15 protein-coding genes are annotated in these 17,710 nt (G+C 73.8%); 10 read left to right on the plus strand and 5 right to left on the minus strand.

Features of this window, described 5'->3' with window-relative positions; genetic code table 11:
* Positions 1-241 precede the first annotated feature (241 nt).
* From E2C05_RS03930 to E2C05_RS03940, 3 genes are all read right to left on the minus strand, one after another.
* Positions 242-1,840, minus strand: coding sequence for a hypothetical protein (locus tag E2C05_RS03930; protein ID WP_133218301.1), 1,599 nt, complete (start codon positions 1,838-1,840; stop codon positions 242-244).
* 265 nt (positions 1,841-2,105) lie between these two features.
* Positions 2,106-3,314: an ABC transporter substrate-binding protein gene (locus tag E2C05_RS03935; RefSeq protein ID WP_133218302.1), complete on the minus strand. Its 1,209-nt coding sequence runs from the start codon at positions 3,312-3,314 to the stop codon at positions 2,106-2,108.
* A 341-nt stretch (positions 3,315-3,655) separates the two neighbouring features.
* Positions 3,656-4,078: a cupin domain-containing protein gene (locus E2C05_RS03940; protein ID WP_158291932.1), complete on the minus strand. Its 423-nt coding sequence runs from the start codon at positions 4,076-4,078 to the stop codon at positions 3,656-3,658.
* Positions 4,079-4,318: 240 nt separating this feature from the next.
* On the opposite strand from E2C05_RS03940, the gene E2C05_RS03945 reads away from it, so the two are divergent.
* From E2C05_RS03945 to E2C05_RS03980, 8 genes are all read left to right on the plus strand, one after another.
* A complete protein-coding gene (locus E2C05_RS03945) occupies positions 4,319-4,744 on the plus strand; it encodes a DUF2141 domain-containing protein (RefSeq protein ID WP_133218304.1) in 426 nt (141 codons plus the stop codon).
* 115 nt (positions 4,745-4,859) lie between these two features.
* Positions 4,860-5,678, plus strand: a complete 819-nt coding sequence (locus E2C05_RS03950; protein ID WP_133218305.1) for a hypothetical protein — start codon at positions 4,860-4,862, stop codon at positions 5,676-5,678.
* A 112-nt stretch (positions 5,679-5,790) separates the two neighbouring features.
* Complete coding sequence (locus E2C05_RS03955) at positions 5,791-7,707, plus strand: AI-2E family transporter (protein WP_133218306.1); 1,917 nt, start codon at positions 5,791-5,793, stop codon at positions 7,705-7,707.
* Between the two features lie 221 nt (positions 7,708-7,928).
* Entirely contained in the window at positions 7,929-8,450 is a 522-nt protein-coding gene (locus E2C05_RS03960) for a DUF421 domain-containing protein (protein WP_133218307.1), read from the plus strand.
* Between the two features lie 186 nt (positions 8,451-8,636).
* Positions 8,637-9,911 carry a paraquat-inducible protein A gene (locus E2C05_RS03965; RefSeq protein WP_133218308.1) on the plus strand — a complete coding sequence of 425 codons (1,275 nt, stop codon included), beginning with the start codon at positions 8,637-8,639 and terminating at the stop codon, positions 9,909-9,911.
* Positions 9,908-11,548 (plus strand): PqiB family protein, encoded by a 1,641-nt coding sequence (locus tag E2C05_RS03970; RefSeq protein WP_133218309.1) that lies wholly within the window; start codon positions 9,908-9,910, stop codon positions 11,546-11,548. Before E2C05_RS03965 ends, E2C05_RS03970 begins: the two co-directional genes overlap by 4 nt.
* On the plus strand, positions 11,545-12,111 hold the full coding sequence (locus E2C05_RS03975; protein ID WP_133218310.1) for a PqiC family protein: 567 nt from the start codon (positions 11,545-11,547) through the stop codon (positions 12,109-12,111). The genes E2C05_RS03970 and E2C05_RS03975 overlap by 4 nt, the downstream gene beginning before the upstream one ends.
* A gap of 311 nt (positions 12,112-12,422) precedes the next feature.
* Positions 12,423-13,355, plus strand: coding sequence for a 3-hydroxyacyl-CoA dehydrogenase family protein (locus tag E2C05_RS03980; protein ID WP_133218311.1), 933 nt, complete (start codon positions 12,423-12,425; stop codon positions 13,353-13,355).
* A gap of 69 nt (positions 13,356-13,424) precedes the next feature.
* Here the strand turns inward: E2C05_RS03980 and E2C05_RS03985 are convergent, their stop codons facing one another.
* Entirely contained in the window at positions 13,425-14,594 is a 1,170-nt protein-coding gene (locus tag E2C05_RS03985) for a M20 aminoacylase family protein (protein ID WP_133218312.1), read from the minus strand.
* Between the two features lie 85 nt (positions 14,595-14,679).
* On the opposite strand from E2C05_RS03985, the gene E2C05_RS03990 reads away from it, so the two are divergent.
* Positions 14,680-15,888 (plus strand): aminotransferase class V-fold PLP-dependent enzyme, encoded by a 1,209-nt coding sequence (locus E2C05_RS03990; RefSeq protein WP_158291933.1) that lies wholly within the window; start codon positions 14,680-14,682, stop codon positions 15,886-15,888.
* 23 nt (positions 15,889-15,911) lie between these two features.
* Complete coding sequence (locus E2C05_RS03995) at positions 15,912-17,309, plus strand: acyclic terpene utilization AtuA family protein (protein ID WP_240046556.1); 1,398 nt, start codon at positions 15,912-15,914, stop codon at positions 17,307-17,309.
* A 3-nt stretch (positions 17,310-17,312) separates the two neighbouring features.
* On the opposite strand, the gene E2C05_RS04000 is transcribed toward E2C05_RS03995, so the two are convergent.
* The gene (locus E2C05_RS04000; RefSeq protein WP_158291934.1) at positions 17,313-17,675 is read right to left on the minus strand and encodes a hypothetical protein; all 363 of its coding nucleotides are present in this window, start codon (positions 17,673-17,675) and stop codon (positions 17,313-17,315) included.
* Positions 17,676-17,710: the final 35 nt, after the last annotated feature.

Genomic DNA, 17,710 nt, shown 5'->3' on the forward strand with positions numbered 1-17,710 from the left:
TGCCGACGGGTATGGTCGTGTTGTCCGGCACGCAACCGCCACACCCTCGGCGCACCGCGCCGACCTGCGCGCGATACCGCTGTGCATGAACCAGGACATCCGCATATCGGCACCACCGCATTGCCGCCCGCGCCAATGCCGGCCGACATGAAGGCCAACAGGCGCGATCCTGCCGGCGGCCGCACCGCTGCCGCGGCCAGCGGCTATCGCAACTCCCGCCCGCCGTCATCAGGCCGGCGGATCAGCCCGCCACATAGGCGCGGGCACGGGCAAGCTCCGGGCGCTCCGCATCGGCATCCTTCGCCAGCGCCAGCAGCGCGCGGTAATGGGCCGTGGCCTTGGCGCGGTCGCCCGCCGCCTCCGCCGCGCGGGCCGCGCCGAACAGGCCGCGGAAGCGGTTCGGCTCCCGCTGCTGGGATGCCTCGTATTCCGCCAGCGCCGCGGCCGGCTGGCCGGCCTCCAGCAGCATGTCGCCCAGCAGTTCCCGCGCCGGCAGGATGCGGCCGGGGGTGACGATGTGCTTCTCGTTCCGGTCCTCCAGGTCGGCGGCGGCGCGCATCCGCGCCAGCGCCGCGTCCCGGTCCTGCCGCGCGAAGGCGATCCAGGCGGTGGCCGCGATCTGCTGGATCTCCACTTCCTTCGCCCAATAGGCATTGCCGGCGGCGGCCAGCGCGCGCTGCCGCGCGGCGAGTTCCGCGGCGGCGGCCTCGGCGGTGGCGACATCGCCGCTGCGGGCGGCGCCCAGCGCCCGGGCATACCAGGCCAGGGCCTGGGTGAAGGGCAGGCCATCCGCTGGCGGGCGCAGCCGCGCGGCCGCCGTCCAGTCGCCGCGCTCCACAGCCAGGCGCGCCGGCATCGCCGCCACCGGGTAGGCGACCACCGGCCCGGCATTGGCCGGCACCGTCACGGCGAAGACGCGGTCCATGGCGGCGCGGGCGGCGGCGTCGCGCGCCATCTGCAGGTCGGCATACACCAGGTAGTCGGTCGCATGGTACGCCTCGGTCCGCTCATCGCCCTTGATGGCGGCATGGAAGGACCGTTCGTTGGTGGCGGCAGACTCCGCCCAGGCGCCGACGCGGGTGAAGATGTGCGACGGCATGTGCAGCGCATGCGGCGCATCGGGCGCCAGGCCGGCATAGGTCCGCGCCGCCGGCACGCCCTGCGCCGCCAGCGGCGGCGCGTCATAGGCATGGATCAGGTAGTGCGAGATGCCGGGATGCTCCGGATGCTTCGCCGCCTGCGCCTGCAGGATGGCCGCCGCGCGGGCATAGGCGGCGTAGCTCTGGTCGGCCTGGGACTGAGTGCCGGCGATGTAGAGCGCGCTGAAGACCTGCGCCTCGTCGTCATCGGGATAGGCCTTGGCCAGCGCCTCGAAGGCCTGCGCGCGGCTCGCCTGCCGCTCGCGTTCCGGCCGCGCTGCGAAGTCCCGGTAATAGGCGGCGACCGCCTCGATGTAGTCGCGTTCCCGCGCGGTCCCGGCGCCGATGCGGCGGCCCTGGTCGATCGCAGCCTGGGCCGCGGCCGCGCCCTGCGGCGAGGCGCCGATGCCGGCCAGCGGGTTCTGCATCAGGATGGCCGCGATGCCCCAGGTGGCGATGGCGCAGCCGGGGTCGCGCGCCAGCACGCTGCGGAAGGTCTCCTCCGCCGCGCTGTACCAGAAGGAATGCAGCATCGCCACGCCGCGGGCGAAGTCCGCCTGCACCGTCGGCGCGCAGGAATTGGCGAAGGCGACCTTGCCGACATCGCCATGGCCGGCATGCGCCGCATGGTCGTGCTGGGCCCGGGCCGCGAGCGGCGCGGCGAGAAGGGCAAGGCCGAACAGAGCGGGACGGATGGTCATGCTGAGGGCCTCCGGAACAACGAGGCGGCAGGATAGCCGCCAAGCGGCCGTTGCAGGCACGATCGCAGGAAGGATCACGGGCAGGCCGGTCGCCGCGCAGGGACCACCGCCGGCCCTGCCACCCGGACCCGCAATGCTCGGGCCGGGCCTTGTCATGCGCCAAAGCCGCGGCGCTGTCGCGCCCTTTCCACAGGCGACGCGGCCCACGTCGCCTGCAGGGCCGGGTCGCGGCCGGCGGGCGACCGTGGACCACGTCGCCCGCGCGCTACACCAGCGGACAGCCGCCTTCCGCCATCGGCCGGAAGGCCTGGTCGCCCGGCACCGTCGCCAGCACCTTGTAGTAGTCCCAGGGGCCGCGGCTTTCCTCGGGCGCCTTCACTTCCAGCAGGTAGGCCGGGTGCAGCTTGCGGCCATCGGCACGGATCGTGCCGGGGCCGAAGGCATCGTCGTCGCAGGGCATCGCCTTCATGCGCGCCACCGTCGCGGCGCCGCTGCGCTTCGCCTCCGCCACGCCCATGTCGGCCACCGTCTTCAGGTAGTGCAGCGTCGCGGCGTAGCAGCCGGCCTGCACCATGGTGGGCGGCGGCGCGTTGAAGTTGCGCTTCAGGCGGGCGGTCAGGGCGCGCGTGCGGTCGTTCAGGTCCCAGTAGAAGCTCTCGGAACAGACCAGGCCCTTGGCGGTGGCGAGGCCCATGGAATGGACCTCCGAGATGAAGAGGATCAGCGCTGCGAGCTTCTGCCCGCGCCGCTGCAGGCCGAACTCGGTCGCCTGCTTCACCGCATTCGCCATGTCCGTCCCGCCGAAGGCGAGGCCCACCACTTTCGCCCGGCTGGCCTGGGCGCGCAGCAGGAAGGCGGAGAAATCCGTCGTGCCGGGGAAGGGGAAGCGGGCATTGCCCAGAACGCGCCCGCCCTCCGCGGTGATGATCTTCGCGCCCTCCACCTCCATGGAATGGCCGAAGGCATAGTCGGCGGTGACGAAGAACCAGCTGTCGCCGCCCTCCCGCACCATGGCGCGCGCAGTGGAATTCGCCAGCATCCAGGTGTCGTAGGTCCACTGCACCGTGTTCGGGCTGCACTGCGCGCCGGTGAGTTCCGCGGTGCCGGGCGCGCTGGCGAGGAAGACCTTGTTCTTCTCCCGTACCACTGCGTTCGCCGCGAGCGCGGCGGAGGAGGCGGGAACGTCGATCAGGGCATCCACCCCGTCGCGGTCGAACCACTGCCGCGCGATGTTCACCGCGACATCCGGCTTGTTCTGGTGGTCGGCGGTGACGAGCTCGACGCGCAGCCCGAGCGAGGCGGCGTCCTGGATCGCCTGCCGCACCGCGAGCACGGAATTGGGCCCCGACAGGTCGGCGAAGGCGCCGCTCATGTCCGAGATGATGCCGAGCCGGATGGTCTGCTGCGCCTGGGCGCGCGCCAGGGTCGGCAGGGTGGCGGCGCCGAGCACCAGAGCGCGACGAGCGATGTTCATGACGTTTCCTCCCCTCGATCGGGCGGATGCCGCCCCCTCGAACGCCCGCGCCAGGGACCGCGCGGCCCCTGGAGCGTCGTTCCTGCCCAGGACACCGGTGGCCCCGCGGCCATCCGGCGGATGGGCTTCCGAATGCCCGAGGCGCATGGCGTGTCGTCCCGCCCGCGCGATCCGCCTCGATGCAGGGTCTGCCGGGCAACCGCCCGCACCGGCGCGTTGACGCCCTGCCGCGATCAGCCTTGCCGCGGTCGCGCGCGCTGGGCGGGCACCGCATCGCGGCCGTCCGTCATCCGCCGGGCGGCGTCACGCGCCCGGGCGCGCAGGCCCGGGCGCCAGCCGCCCTAGACCATGCTCTGCGGCGGCTCGCAGGGCGTCGTGCCCATCGGCCCGGGGATCGACAATTCGAGGATCTCCACGTCGTCCGAGGTGCCGATCTCGTTGTGCTTCATCTCGCCCGGGATCAGCCCGGCATCGCCGGCTTCCATGCGGTGCCGCGACCCGTCCTCGAATTCCAGCTCCACCCAGCCCTTCAGCACGTAGATGAACTGCGCCTGGCAGTGGTGGACATGCCAGCCGGTCGGTTCGGTCATGCCGGTGATCGCCTGCATCACCTGCGCGCGCATGGCGCCGCCGGTGGCCTCCGCCACGCCCAGGTCGCGGTAGCGGAAGAATTTGCGCCGGCCGCCGACCAGCGGCTGCTCCGACTTCCTGGCGATCTTCAATGCCATCGCCGGGCGTGCGCCGCCCGCGGTGCTGCCATCCATGGTCCGTCCTCCGGTTGTCGCCGGCATCTCTGCGCCGTACCGCCCAGGCTACACCCGCCCGGGCGGCAGCCGGCAAGAGGATTTCCCCCGTCCGTGGCAGGATTGTCGGGTCGCGGCAGGACATCGGTTACGCTTCCCGGTGAAACGTGAAGGCCCGCACCCGGCGGGCTGCCCGGTGAAGGACGGCCGGGCGTGGCTCGCCCGCTCAACGGCGCATGCCATCCGCTGTAGGTTCGACCGATGCGCATCCGTGACTGCCTTCCCGCCCTCCTGCTCCTGCTGCCGCGCCTGGCGCTGGCCGGCGACCTGCTGGTCACCGTTCAGGGTGTCGCCTCCGACGAGGGCATCATCCGCGTCGCCGCCTGCCCGCCGGAGGATTATCCGGCCGGCACCTGCCAGACCATCGCCCGCGCGCCGGCCCGGGCGGGCAGGGTCCAGCTGCGCATCTCCGGGCTGCCGGCAGGGCGCTGGGGCGTGTCCGCCTATCATGACGCGGATGGCGACGGGCGGCTGGGGCGGGACTGGCTCGGCCGCCCGACCGAGGGCATCGGCTTCGGCAACGATGCGCCGGTCAGCCGCTTCGGCCCGCCGGGGTGGGAGGCAGCGGCGGTCGCCGTCGCGGCCGGCGGGGAGACGCGGACCGCCGTGACCCTCCGCTACCGCTGATTCCGGGGCGGATCGGCACTCGTCCGGGGCCTGCCGACGTGCGGCCATCCTAACCCGCGGTCAACCGCTTGCACCGCATGGCATGCGATGGCCGCTCACCCGACCGGAGACCCGCTTGCCCGACCCCGCCCCGCCGCTCGCGCCACGCCAGGCCATGCTGGCGCAGCTGGCGGGCGCCCTGGCCGCGCTGGGCGAGAAGCTGCGCGGCCAGCAGCGGGCGGCGGCGGATGTCGCCGCGCTCGGCAGCCGGGCGGAGGAGCTGGCCGGCCAGGCCCGCCGGCTCGCCTTCGGCGCCCAGCCGGACCGCCTCCCCCGCCTCCGGGTCCTGGCCGGGGCGCTGGCCGAGTTCGCCGCCGAGATGGCGGAGACCGCCGCCCGGGTCGAGAAGGACAGCCTGCTGGGCAGCGCGGTGGCGGAGGCGCTGGGGCATCACGGCGCCGAGTTGCGGGCGCTGGCCGAGAATCAGGGCATGGCGGAAGACCTCTCGGTCATCCGCGCCCGGCTGCGCCCGCTGGTGACCACGCTGGACGCCATCCCGGGCCGGCTGAAGGCGGGCCGGGAACGCTCGGCCGAGCTTGGCGGCCTGGCCGACCGGGCGCGCGACATGGCCGGCCGCGCCGCCACCCTCACCGCCGCCGGCGGGCCGGGCCTGCAGGATCGGATCCTGGGCCTGTCGCGGGACCTCGGGCAGCTGGCGGAACAGGCGGTGGCGGTCTCCGCCCGGTTGTCGTCAGATGCCGGCATGGCGGTGCGGGCGGCCGATGCCATGGCCGGCCAGGCGCAGGACATGGCCCTGGACCAGTCGGGGGACAGCCTGGAGGCGGCGCTGCGCCGCGCCCTGCAGGCCGGGCACCGGATCGACCGCTCGGCCGGCGCGGCCGCCACCGACCAGGCCTGGATGGGTGCCATGCGCCGCCCGACGACCGGGCCCTAGGTCGTGCTGAAGCGACCTTGACCTGCTGGCCCTCTACCAAGAAGCAACAAAACCGTCGGTGGAGCGTTCCCACTTGCCGGCCGCTTCTGGCCCGGGGGGACCAGCCGACCGCATGCCCGACACGCTGCCAACACCGCCGCCCGCCCGCGGCATCGCTGGCGCCGGCGTCCCCGGCTCCGGCCTGCAGATGCTGCAGGGCGGCCTGCTGGTCGTCGCCGTCCTCTATTTCGCGCGGGAAATGCTGATCCCGCTCGTGCTGGCCGTCCTGCTGTCCTTCGTGCTGGCGCCGATCGCCCGCTGGCTGCGGCGGATCCATGTGCCGCGCGCCGCCTCCGTCCTCGTCGCCGTCGTCTTCGCCGGCGCGGTGATCTGCGGCATGGGCCTGCTGATCGGCACCCAGGCGACCTCGCTGGCCGAGAACCTGCCCAGCTACCAGGCGGCGATCAGCAAGAAGCTGTCCGGGCTGCAGGCCTCCGGCGGGCTGCTGGACCGCATCACCGGCACGCTCCAGGACATGGCGCGCGGCCCGGGCGGCGAACAGCCGGCGGCGCAGGCGCAGCCGCGCGGCCTGCCCGCGCAGCGGAACGGCGAGCCCATCCCGGTCGAGATCCACGAGCCCAACCCGACCGCCTTCGAGGTGATCCAGCGCGTCGCCGAACCGCTGCTGGCGCCGCTGGCCACCGCCGGCATCGTCGCCATCCTGGTGATCTTCATCCTGCTGTATCGGGAGGATCTGCGGGACCGGCTGATCCGGCTGGTGGGCGCGCGCGACCTGCACCGCACCATGGCGGCAATGGACGACGCGGCCTACCGCCTGTCGCGCTACTTCCTGGCGCAGACCGGGATGAACACGGTCTATGGCCTGTTCATCGGCGGGATGCTCTGGCTGCTGGGCATCCCCAACCCGCTGCTCTGGGGCTTCGTCGCCGGGCTGATGCGCTTCGTGCCCTTCATCGGCAGCTTCATCGCCGCCGGCTTCCCGCTGCTGCTGGCCCTGGCGGTGGACCCGGGCTGGGGCACCCTGGTCTGGGTCCTCGTCCTTTTCGCAGTCAGCGAGGGGGCGATGGGCCAAGTGTTCGAGCCGCTGGTCTTCGGCCATTCCACCGGCCTCTCGCCCATCGCCGTCATCGCGGCGGCGACCTTCTGGACCTGGCTCTGGGGTCCCGTCGGGCTGCTGCTGGCCGTGCCGCTGACCGTCTGCCTGGTGGTGCTGGGCCGGCATGTGGAACGGCTCGAATTCCTCGAGGTGATGCTCGGCGACCGCCCGCCGCTCGACCCGGAGGAAACCTTCTACCAGCGCGCCCTGGCCGGCGACGCCGATGCGCTCGCCGAGCAGGCCGAGACCTGCCTGAAGGAGAAGCCGCTGGCCGAGTACCTGGATGCCGTGGCCGTGCCGGCGCTGCGACTGGCCCAGGCGGATGCGGTGCATGGCGCGCTGTCGCCGGAGCGCGGCGACGCGCTGCGCCGGAGCGTGGAATCGCTGATCGAGGACCTGGAGGAGGAGGAGGACCCGAAGCCGGCCGACGAGGCCGGCCAGGGGGATGCCCCCGCCGCCTTGCCGGCCCCCTGGCAGGTGCCGGGCGCGGTGCTGGTGCTGCCCGGCCGCGGGCCCTTCGACGCGCTGGCCAGCGTCATGCTCGGCCAGGTGCTGCAGCGGCGCGGCTTCGGCGTGCGGATCGGCGGCATGGCGGCCGGGCCGGCGGCGCCGCCGCGCCTCGTCTGCCTCTGCCTGATCGAGGGCGGCAGCAGCGCCGCCACCGCCCGCTACCTGCTGCGCCGGGCGCGCCGTCGTCTGCCCGGCGTGCCGTCGCTGGCCCTGGCCTGGTCGCCGGACGGCGACGGCACCCTGGCGCCGGCGCTCCGCACGGAAGGCCAGTCGGCGCCGCTGCTGCTGGCGACCAGCCTGGCCGAGGCGGCGGATCTGGCGGCGGAACAGGCGGGCACCGCCCCGGCGACCCCGACGGTGCTGACCGAACCGGCGCCGAGGCCCGAGCCGCCGACCCTGGGCATCGCCGCCGCGCCCGCCTGAGCGCAGCGGCCGCCCCTCCGCCGGGACAGCGGGGCGGCGGGCCGCCACGGGGCCTGCCGTCGCCGCTTCCTCGATGCCAAAGCCCTTGAGCCTCTGCTCCTGCGGCCCGGATGATGCCAGTGCCACGGGCCACGGCCCGCCGCCGCAGCCACCTTCGCCGCGTCGGTTGCCAAGCCGGGAAAACCGGCGAATGGAACTGGCTGGCGGCATGGGGGCGGGCGATGCATTTCATGGTCGGCAATGCCGCGGACGTCGGCTGGGTCGCGCTGAAGGCGCTGCTGCTCTACCTGACCGCCGTCATCGGCTTCCGGCTGGGCGAACGGCGGACCCTGGCGCAGCTTTCGCCCTTCGACTTCGTCGCCGCCGTGGCGGTCGGTGCCATCGTCGGGCGGGTGCCGAATGCCCAGGACGGCACCTACCTGAACGGGCTGGTCACGCTGGTCGCGGTGCTCGGCGCGCATGCGGCGCTGACCCGGCTGCGACTGCTGCCGGGGCTGGCCCGCGCCATCGACCACCCGCCGCGCATCCTGGTGGCGGATGGCGAGCCGGTGGCAACCGAGTTGCGCCGCTGCGGCCTGACGCAGGACGATCTGCTGGTGATCCTGCGCCAGCACGGCGTCACCGACCTCGCCGCCGTGCGCTACTTGGTCTTCGAGCGGCGCGGCCAGACCTCCGTCATCCGGCGCGACGGCACCGGCCTGGCGGCGCCGCCAGGCCTCGTCCTGCCCGCGCGGCCGCGCTGAGACGGCAGGCCGGGGAAGCCATGCCCTGCCAGGCCCTGGTCCGGCGCCGCAGGGGCCGCTCCCGCAAGTCGCGTCCAGGGCCACGGACCATGCGGGGTCCTGCTTTCCCGGGGCGCCGCTGGCGCTTGGCGCGCTTGTGGGGTGAGTCGCGCGCAACGAAATCGCCCCGCCGCGCTTCTTCCCCCGATGACCCACGCCTCGCCGGGCCGCCTCGGCCTTCCCCATTTGGCCGGCTGCCCGGATTGCGGCCTGATCCAGCGCCTGCCGGACCGCCTGGCGCCGCGCGCCGCGGCCGAATGCAGCCGCTGCGATGCGGTGCTGCGGCGTGGCCGGCGAGACCCGCTGGGGGCGCCGCTGGCCCTGGCGCTGGCCGCGCTGGCCCTGATGCTGGCCGCGCTGGCCCTGCCGCTGCTGACGATCGACATCCGCGGCCGCAGCCTCGCCACCACCCTGCCGGGCCTGCCGCTGGCCTTCGACCGGCCGGGCTTCCAGGAGCTCGCGCTGCTGACCGCCGCCACGGTGGTGTTGCTGCCCGTGCTGCGCCTGCTGCTGCTGCTGGCCGTGCTGCTCGGCCTGCGTCTGGCAGACCCGCCGCGCGGTCTCCACCGGCTGCATCGCTGGTACTGGGCGCTGCGGCCCTGGGCGATGGTCGAGGTGTTCCTGCTCGGCCTCTTCGTCGCCTACACGCGGCTGGTGGCGATGGCAGAGGTGGAGGTCGGCCCCGCCCTCTGGGCGCTGGGTGGCGTGATGCTGGCGATGTGCGCGGCGGATGCGGCACAGGATCCCCGCGCCACCTGGGCGGCGCTGGAGGCCGGCGGCGCCACCCCTGGCCGTGCCCCGCTGGCCGGGCCGCGGCTGATCGCCTGCACCGGCTGCGGCCTGGTGAACGCCGCCGAGGAGGGCACCCGCTGCCCGCGCTGCGCCCATGTGCTGCATGAGCGACGGCGGGGCAGCGTCGGGCAGGCCTGGGCGCTGGTGGCGGCGGCGACCATCCTCTACCTGCCGGCCAATGCCTATCCGGTGATGACGGTCACCTATCTCGGCCGCGGCACCCCGCACACGATCCTGGGCGGGGCGGAGGACCTGCTGGCGGCGGGGCTCTGGCCGCTCGCCCTGCTGGTCTTCATCGCCAGCATCGCGGTGCCGGTGCTGAAGCTGCTCGGCCTCTCGGTCCTGCTGGTGGCCTCCCGCCGCGGGGCGGGCGGGCGGCTGCGGGACCTGACACGGCTCTACCGCCTGGTCGACCTGGTCGGGCGCTGGTCGATGATCGACGTCTTCATGCTCGCAGTGCTGGTGGCGCTGGTGCAGGCGGGCGTGCTGGCGACCATCACCCCCGGCCCCGGCGCCGCCGCCTTCGCCGCCGTCGTGGTCCTGACCATGCTGGCGGCGGAGCGGCTGGACCCGCGCCTGGTCTGGGATGCCGCGGCACGGCAACCGGCGCGGGACGGAAGCCCGGCATGACCCCGATGGAGCAGCCCCTGCCCGAGGCGCGGCTGGCGCCGCGCGGCCGCTGGTCGCTGATCTGGCTTGTGCCGCTGGTGGCGGCGCTCGTCGCAGCCTGGCTGGCCTGGCAGACCCTGTCGGCCCGCGGGCCGACCATCACCATCAGCTTCCAGACCGGCGACGGCCTGACCGCGGGGCAGACCAAGGTGCGGCACAAGGCGGTCGAGCTCGGCACCGTCTCGGCGGTCCGGCTTGCCGACAACCTAGACCATGTGGTGGCCGAGTTGCGCATGACCCGCGATGCCGAACCCTGGCTGACCGACCGCGCCCGGTTCTGGGTGGTGCGGCCGCGCGTCACCGCCGGCACCGTCTCGGGGCTGGAGACCCTGGTCTCCGGCGCCTTCATCGAGATGGATCCGGGCCAGCCCGGCGGCGCGGAAAAGCGCGCCTTCACCGGCCTGGAATCCCCGCCCGGCGTGCGCTCGGGCGAGCCGGGGCGGACGGTGCGGCTGGTGGCCGACCGCATCGGCTCGCTCGCCAGCGGGTCGCCGATCTTCACCCGCGACATCGCGGTGGGCGAGGTGCTGGGCTACGAGCTGCCGGATGACGGCCAGGGCCCGGTGACGCTCAACGCATTCATCCGCGCGCCCTACGACCGGCTGGTGCATGGCGGGACCCGGTTCTGGAACGCCTCCGGCCTGGCGGTCCGCGTCGGCGCCGAGGGCGTGCGGGTGGAGGTGGAATCCATCCAGGCGGTGCTCGCCGGCGGCATCGCCTTCGAGACCGGACCGGAAGGCGCGCAGGAACCGGTGCCGGCCAGCGGGGAATTCCGGCTTTATCAGTCGAAGGAGGAAGCGCGTGCCGCCGGCTACCGGCAGCGCATCCCGGCCTTGGCCTATTTCGACAGCGCCACGCGCGGCCTGGCGCCAGGCGCGCCGGTGGAAATGCTGGGCATCCAGATCGGCAACGTGACCGAGGTCGGGCTGACCGAGGATTTGGCGCGCGGCGAGCGGCCGCGGGTGCGGGTGCGGATCGAGATCCAGCCGGAGCGCTTCATGGGTCCCAACCCGCCGGAACCGCGGGATGTCCCGGAAGCGGCGCGCCGGCTGGTGGCCGGCGGGCTGCGCGCCCGACTGGCCAGCGCCAACCTGCTGACCGGGCAGCAGCTGATCGCGCTGGACTTCAACCCGGCCGCGCCACCGGCGGAGCTGGCGCTGGAGGATGGCGTGCCGGTCCTGCCCTCCCAGGGTGGCGGGCTGGACGACCTGACCAGCTCGCTCGCCGCCATCGCCGCCAAGGTGAATGCCCTGCCGCTCGACCGGCTGGCGACGGACCTGGACCAGGCGCTGCGCAACGCCGCCGGCACGCTGGAGGAGGCGCAGGGGCTGATCCGCCAGGTGAGCCAGGGCGTCGGCCCGGCCATGGCGGAGTTGCCGCGCACCCTGGCCCGGATGAACGAGACGCTGACGCGGGCAACGGCGCTGATCGGCTCGGCCGAGCGCGGCTATGGCCAGGACAGCAGCGTGCGGCGGGAGGCACAACGCATGCTGGAACAGGCGAATGATGCGGCGCGGTCCATCCGGCTGCTGGCGGACTACCTGAACCGCCACCCGGAGGCGCTGCTGCGCGGGCGCAGCGGGGAGGCCTTGCGATGAGGCGGCGCGCATTGCTGGGCGCGGCCCTGCTGGCCGGCTGCGCCCGGTCGCCGGAGCCACGGCTGTTCACCCTGGCGCCGCGGCCGGGCGAGGCGCGGGCCGGCGGGCCGGCGACGATCGAGCTGCGGCGTCCGGGCCTGGCCGGCTATCTCGACCGGCCGGAGATCGTGCGGGCGGCCGGCCCCTACCAGGTGGGGCTTGCCGGCGCCGAGCGCTGGGCGGAGCCCTTCGGCGACATGCTGGGCCGCGTGCTGGCGGAGAACCTGTCCCAGCGCCTGCCCGGCAGCACCGTGTTCACCGAGGCAGGCGGCCTGTCGGCCGATGCCGACGGGGTGGTGGAGCTGGACGTGCAGCGCTTCGATGCGGATGCGGCAGGCCTGGTGGCGCTGCTGGCGCAGGTGGCGGTGCGCCGCAGCGGCAGCCGGCGCGCGGCGCCGCGCGCGCGGTCCCTGCGCATCACGGTGCCGGCCGCCGCCGGCGACACGCCCGCCATGGTGGCGGCGATGAGCACGGCGCTCGGCCAGCTGGCGGATGCGGTGGCGGAGATGCTGCGAGGCGTCTGACCGGCGGGCGATACGACGACGCGAGCGGCCCGGCCGGGGTCCGGTCGCGGCGCGGGCGCCGCGGGGTAGCTGGCCTGCGCGGCATCGCCGGTGCCGGTCGCGGGACCATCGCGCCGGCGCCGCAGGATCCACGGATGGCTGGCGAGCCGGCCTGGACGACGCAGGGCGCGCCAGGCAGGCCACGGCCGTGCCGCAACGACATCGCGCCCCGGTGGAGCCGACGGACCTTCGTTCGGCGCCGGCCCCGCCGCCTTCGCCTGCGGCCGCGATCCGCGGTAACCTCCCGGCAAAAGCCAGGAGGGAACGCGCGCATGCCACCAGATCCCGTGAAGGGTCATGCCGCCATCATCGGTTTCGGCCTCATGGGCTGCGACATCGCCGCCATCTTCCTGGCCGGCGGCTGGCGGGTGACAGCGGTGGAGCCCGCCCGCGCCGCCTGGCCGGCGCGGCTGGACCGGGTGGCCCTGTCCCTGTCGCAGCTCGGCGCCGCACCGGCGCGGGTGGAGGCGCTGGATTTAGTCGCGGCGCTGGAGGATGTCGGCTTCGCCGATGCCGATGTGGTGGTGGAGGCGGTGCCGGAGCGGTTGGACCTGAAGCGCCAGGTCTTCGCCGCGCTGGACCGTCTGGTGCCGCCGGGCGTGCCGGTGGCCAGCAATGCGTCGGGGTTCCGGATCACCGACATCGCGGGCGACTGCGCGACGCGGGAGAGGATGGCGAACCTGCATTTCTTCCTGCCGGCGCATCTCGTACCCGGCGTGGAGGTGGTGAAGGGTGAGCATACCGCGGATGCCGCCTGCGAGCGGCTGGCGGCGATCATGGAGAGCCTGGGCCGCGTGGCGATCCGCGTGGCGCGCGACGTGCCGGGCTTCCTCGCCAACCGCATTCAGCATGCGATGGTGCGGGAAGCGTTCAACGCCATCGATGAGGGGCTGGCCTCGCCGGAGGATGTGGACAAGGCAGTGCGCTTCACCTTCGGCATGCGGATCATGGGCGCCGGGCCGATCCTGCAGAAGGAGCTGGCGGGGCTGGAGACCCAGCTGGCGGCGCAGGCGACGATCTATCCCTCGCTTTGCAACCGCGCGGAGCCCGGCCCGACCATCACGCGGCTCGTGGCGGAGGGAAAGCTGGGCGCCAAGACCGGCGAGGGGTTCTGGCAATGGACGCCGGAGAGCACGGCCGCGGCGCGCGAGAAGTACGAGCGCATGCTGCTGGCGGCTCTGGAGTTATTGCGGCGCGAACCCTGACTCGAGGGTTCCAAGGGCCTTTCGGCCCTTGGCGGATGGGGTCCGGGGAAGGCAGCGCCTTCCCCGGGACTACCGCGGCAGTTCCTGCTCGACCAGGGTGGCGAAGAAGCTCGCCCCCACCGGCAGCATGTCGTCGTTGAAGTCGTATTTCGGGTGATGCACCGGCACGCCGCCCTTGTCCGGGCCCTGCTGGCCCATCATCACGAAGGCGCCGGGGCGCTTCAGCAGCATGAAGGAGAAGTCCTCCCCGCCCATGATGGGCGGGGCGTCGCGGATCACCTTGCTCTCGCCCAGCACCCTGGCGGCCGCCTGGGCGGCGCGCGCCGTCTCAGCGGCATGGTTCACGGTTGGCGGATAGAGGCGGTCGTAGCGCACCTCGGCCACCGCGTCATGCGCAGCGGCGGTGTTCTGCGCCACCTGGGCGATCAGCCTTTCCATCATGTCCCGCGTTTCCGGCAGCAGCGTGCGGACGGTGCCGCTGAGCTTCGCCTCCTCCGGGATCACGTTGTTGGCGCTGCCGGCGTGGAATTGCGTGATGCTGAGCACGGCGCTGTCCAGCGGGTCGGTCCGGCGCGCGACCAGCGCCTGCAGCGCCACCAGGACATGCGCGCCGACCAGCACCGGGTCCACCGTCGCATGCGGCCGCGCGGCGTGGCCGCCGATGCCGCGGAGGGTGATGTAGACCCGGTCGGAGGCGGCGAGGACGGTGCCCGGGACCACCTTCGCCTGGCCCAGCGGCAGGGTCGGGTCGTTGTGGATGCCGTAGACGGTGTCGCAGGGGAAGCGGTCGAACAGGCCTTCCTGCACCATGACATTGCCGCCGCCGCCGCCTTCCTCGGCCGGCTGGAAGATGAAATGGACGGTGCCGTCGAAATTCCTCGTCTCCGCCAGGTATTTCGCGGCCCCCAGGAGCGTCGCAGTATGGCCGTCATGCCCGCAGGCATGCATGCGCCCATCGGCCTTCGACGCATGCGGCAGCCCGGTCATCTCCTGCATCGGCAGGCAGTCCATGTCGGCCCGCAGCCCGATGCTGCGGCCGCTGCCGCCGTTGCGGAGCACGCCGACGAGGCCGGTGGTGGCGATGCCGCGATGCACCTCGATCCCCCAGGATTCCAGCTTGCGGGCGACGATGTCGCTCGTCCGATGCTCTTGGAAGCCGAGCTCGGGGTTGGCGTGGAAGTCCTGCCGCCACTCGGTCATCTCGGGCGTCAGGTCGGCAATGCGGTTGAGGATGGGCATGGGTGGAGGCTCCGGCCAGATCCGCCCCAGGCAAGCGCAGGACGGGCCTGGTGTCGAGGCGGCCGGACATGGGTATGCTCCCGGCATGACCGGCCTGCTCGAGAGCCTGGGGATCCCCCGCATCATCAATGCCTATGGCACCAACACCCGCCTGTCCGGCGGGCTGCTGGCGGAGGAGGTGCTGGCGGCGATGGCCGAGGCGGCGCGCGGCACGGTGGAGATGCCGTCCCTGCAGGCCGCCGCCAGCCGCGTGATCGCCGAGGCGACGGGGGCGGAGGCCGGCATCGTCACCAGCGGCGCCTCTGCTGCGCTGCTGCTGGGCGCCGCCGCCTGCATGGCGCGGCTGGACCCGGGCGCGATGAACCAGCTGCCCGATGCCGCAGGGCTGCCGAATGAGTTCGTCACGGTGCGCAGCCAGCGCAACATGTACGACCGCGCGATCCGTGTCGCCGGCGGCAGGATCATCGAGGTCGGCATCCCCGACCGCATCAGCGGCCCCGGCGTGCGGGACGCCGCGCCATGGGAGATCGCCGAGGCGATCGGGCCGCGCACCGCGGCCGTGTTCTGGCTGGCCGGCCCGGACAGCCTGCCGCCGCTGCCCGCCGTGGCGAAGGTGGCGCATGCGCGGGGCGTGCCGGTGCTGGTGGATGCCGCAGCGCAGCTGCCGCCGCGGGAGAACCTGCGGCGCTTCCTGGCGGAGGGCGCGGACCTGGTGTGCTTCTCCGGCGGCAAGGCCATCGGCGGGCCGCAGGCCAGCGGCATCCTGGCCGGCCGGCGGGACCTAGTGAGCTCCGCGCTGCTGCAGATGCTCGACCTCGACCTGCCGGAGGAGCAGTTCGCGCCGCCGCGGGAATTCGCACCGCTGGCGCAGCTGCGCGGCCTGCCGCATCACGGCATCGGCCGGTCCTGCAAGGCGGGGAAGGAGGAGGTGGTCGGGCTGCTCGTCGCCCTGCGGCGCTTCGTCGCGGAGGATCCGGCCGACCGCACCGCGCGCTGGACCGCGCGGCTGCGGGCGGTGATGGACGCAGCGGGCACCGTGCCCGGCATCGCGCTGACACTGGCGCCCGACGGCGCCAAGCCGGGCCTGCCCCTGCTGCTGCTGCGCTTCGCCGATGCCGCCGCGGCGGCGCGGGCGGAGGCCAGGCTGCGGGCGCACAGCCCGGCGATCCACCTGGATGCGTCGCGTCTGCGGCAGGGCGTGCTGGCGGTGAACCCGATCGCCCTGGCCGATGCCGATGCGGCGCTGGTCGGCCGGGCGCTGGCCGGTTGCGGGGACGACCCGCCCGGCGGATGATGCGCCGAAACGGGGGAACGATCTTGGATACCTTCCTGGTCGGCAATGGCGGCGGCTTCTCCGGCGACCGGGTGGATGCGCCGATCCCCGTCATGCGCAGCCTGGTCGCGCGCGGATTGCCGGCGGCGCTGTTCTTCGAAACGCTGGGCGAGCGGACCGTGGCCCTGGCGCAGCTCGAACGGCGCCGCGACCCCGAGCTGGGCTACGAGCCGATGCTGGAACGGCTGCTGGAGCCGGTGCTGCGCGACGCCGTCACGCACCGCATTCCCATCCTGGGCAATTTCGGCGCGGCCAATCCGCCGGCGGCGGGGCGCCTGGTGGCGCGGCTGGCCATGCGGCTCGGCCTGCCGGAGTGCCGCATCGCGGTGGTGACGGGCGACGACGTCACCACCAGCATCGCGCTGGACCAGCTGCCGGTGCATGAGGCCGATGACAGCCTGGACATGAAGTCGGCGCGGCTGGTCTCCGCCAATGCCTATATCGGCGCCGAACCGCTGGTGGAGGCGTTGCGGCAGGGCGCAGATGTGGTGGTCGCCGGCCGCACCTCCGACCCCGCGCTGGCCATCGCGCCGCTGGCGCATCATTTCGGCTGGGATTTCGGGGATTGGGAGAGGCTGGCGGTGGGCGCCGCCTGCGGCCACCTGCTGGAATGCGGCAGCCAGGTGACCGGCGGCGTCTTCTGGGACCCCGGCTGCAAGGACATCCCGGACCCCTGGAACATCGGCTTCCCGATCGCCGAGGTCTCGGCCGAAGGCGGCCTCGTCATCACCAAGCCGGAGGACACCGGCGGCGTGGTGGACCTGCGCACGGTGAAGGAGCAGCTGCTCTACGAGCTGCACGACCCCGCGCGCTACGTGACGCCCGACGTGGTGCTGGACATCACCGGCTGCGCGGCGGAGCAGGTGGGGAAGGACCGCGTCGCGCTGCGCGGCATGCGCGGGCATTCCCGGCCCGACACGCTGAAGGTGACCGCCTGCTTCGAGGGCACCTGGCTGGGGGAGGGCGAGGTCTCCGTCGCCGGGCCGAACGCCTTGGCCCGCGCGAAAGCGACCGCGGAGGTGCTGCACCGGCGCCTGGCGATGCGCGGGCTGCCGGTCCGGGCGCGGGTCGACCTCATCGGCGTCGCCTCGGTGCATGACAGCGACGATGGCGCGCTGTGGCGCGGCTACCAGGGGCCGGAACCGCCCGAGGTGCGCATCCGCCTGGCCGCCGAGGGCAGCGACCGCGATGCGGTGGACCAGGCGGCGCGGGAGGTGCTGGCGTTGCTCTGCTGCGGCACCGCCGGCACCGGCGGCGCCCGCTGGCGCCTGACCCCGCGCATCCTGACGCGGAGCTACCTGGTGCTGCGGGAACGGGTGCCGACGCACGTGGTGGTGAAGGCGGCGCGGGAGATGGCGACCGCCACCTCCCTGGCTCGCTAGACCTCAGCCGCCATGGCCAAGCTCGTCCACATCGGCGGCGGTGCCCGCCCAGCGGTCCGGCATGCCGTCCAGATACTGCACCGCGGCATCGCGGCCGCCACCCAGCAGCACGCCGACGCGGCCTTCCCGCGCCTGGCCACCGGGCAGGGCGAGGTAGCCGGTCTGGTCGCGGCCGCCGCCCTGGATGCGCGCCGCCGCGCCGCCGACGATGGTGTCGCCGGGGATCGCCGTCCCGTAGTTGACGGCAGCATCGCGGCCACCGCCCAGCAGTTGCGGATACGCCTCCGCCTTCCCGGGCAGGCCCGCGGCGCTCAGGGCGACAGCGAGGACGGGAAGCGTCAGGCTCTTCATGAACATAGGGGTCAACCATTACTCCAGCGAAGGCGGGCGGAGCCGCGGCG

Source organism: Paracraurococcus ruber (genome assembly GCF_004353985.1).
Lineage (GTDB): Bacteria > Pseudomonadota > Alphaproteobacteria > Acetobacterales > Acetobacteraceae > Paracraurococcus > Paracraurococcus ruber.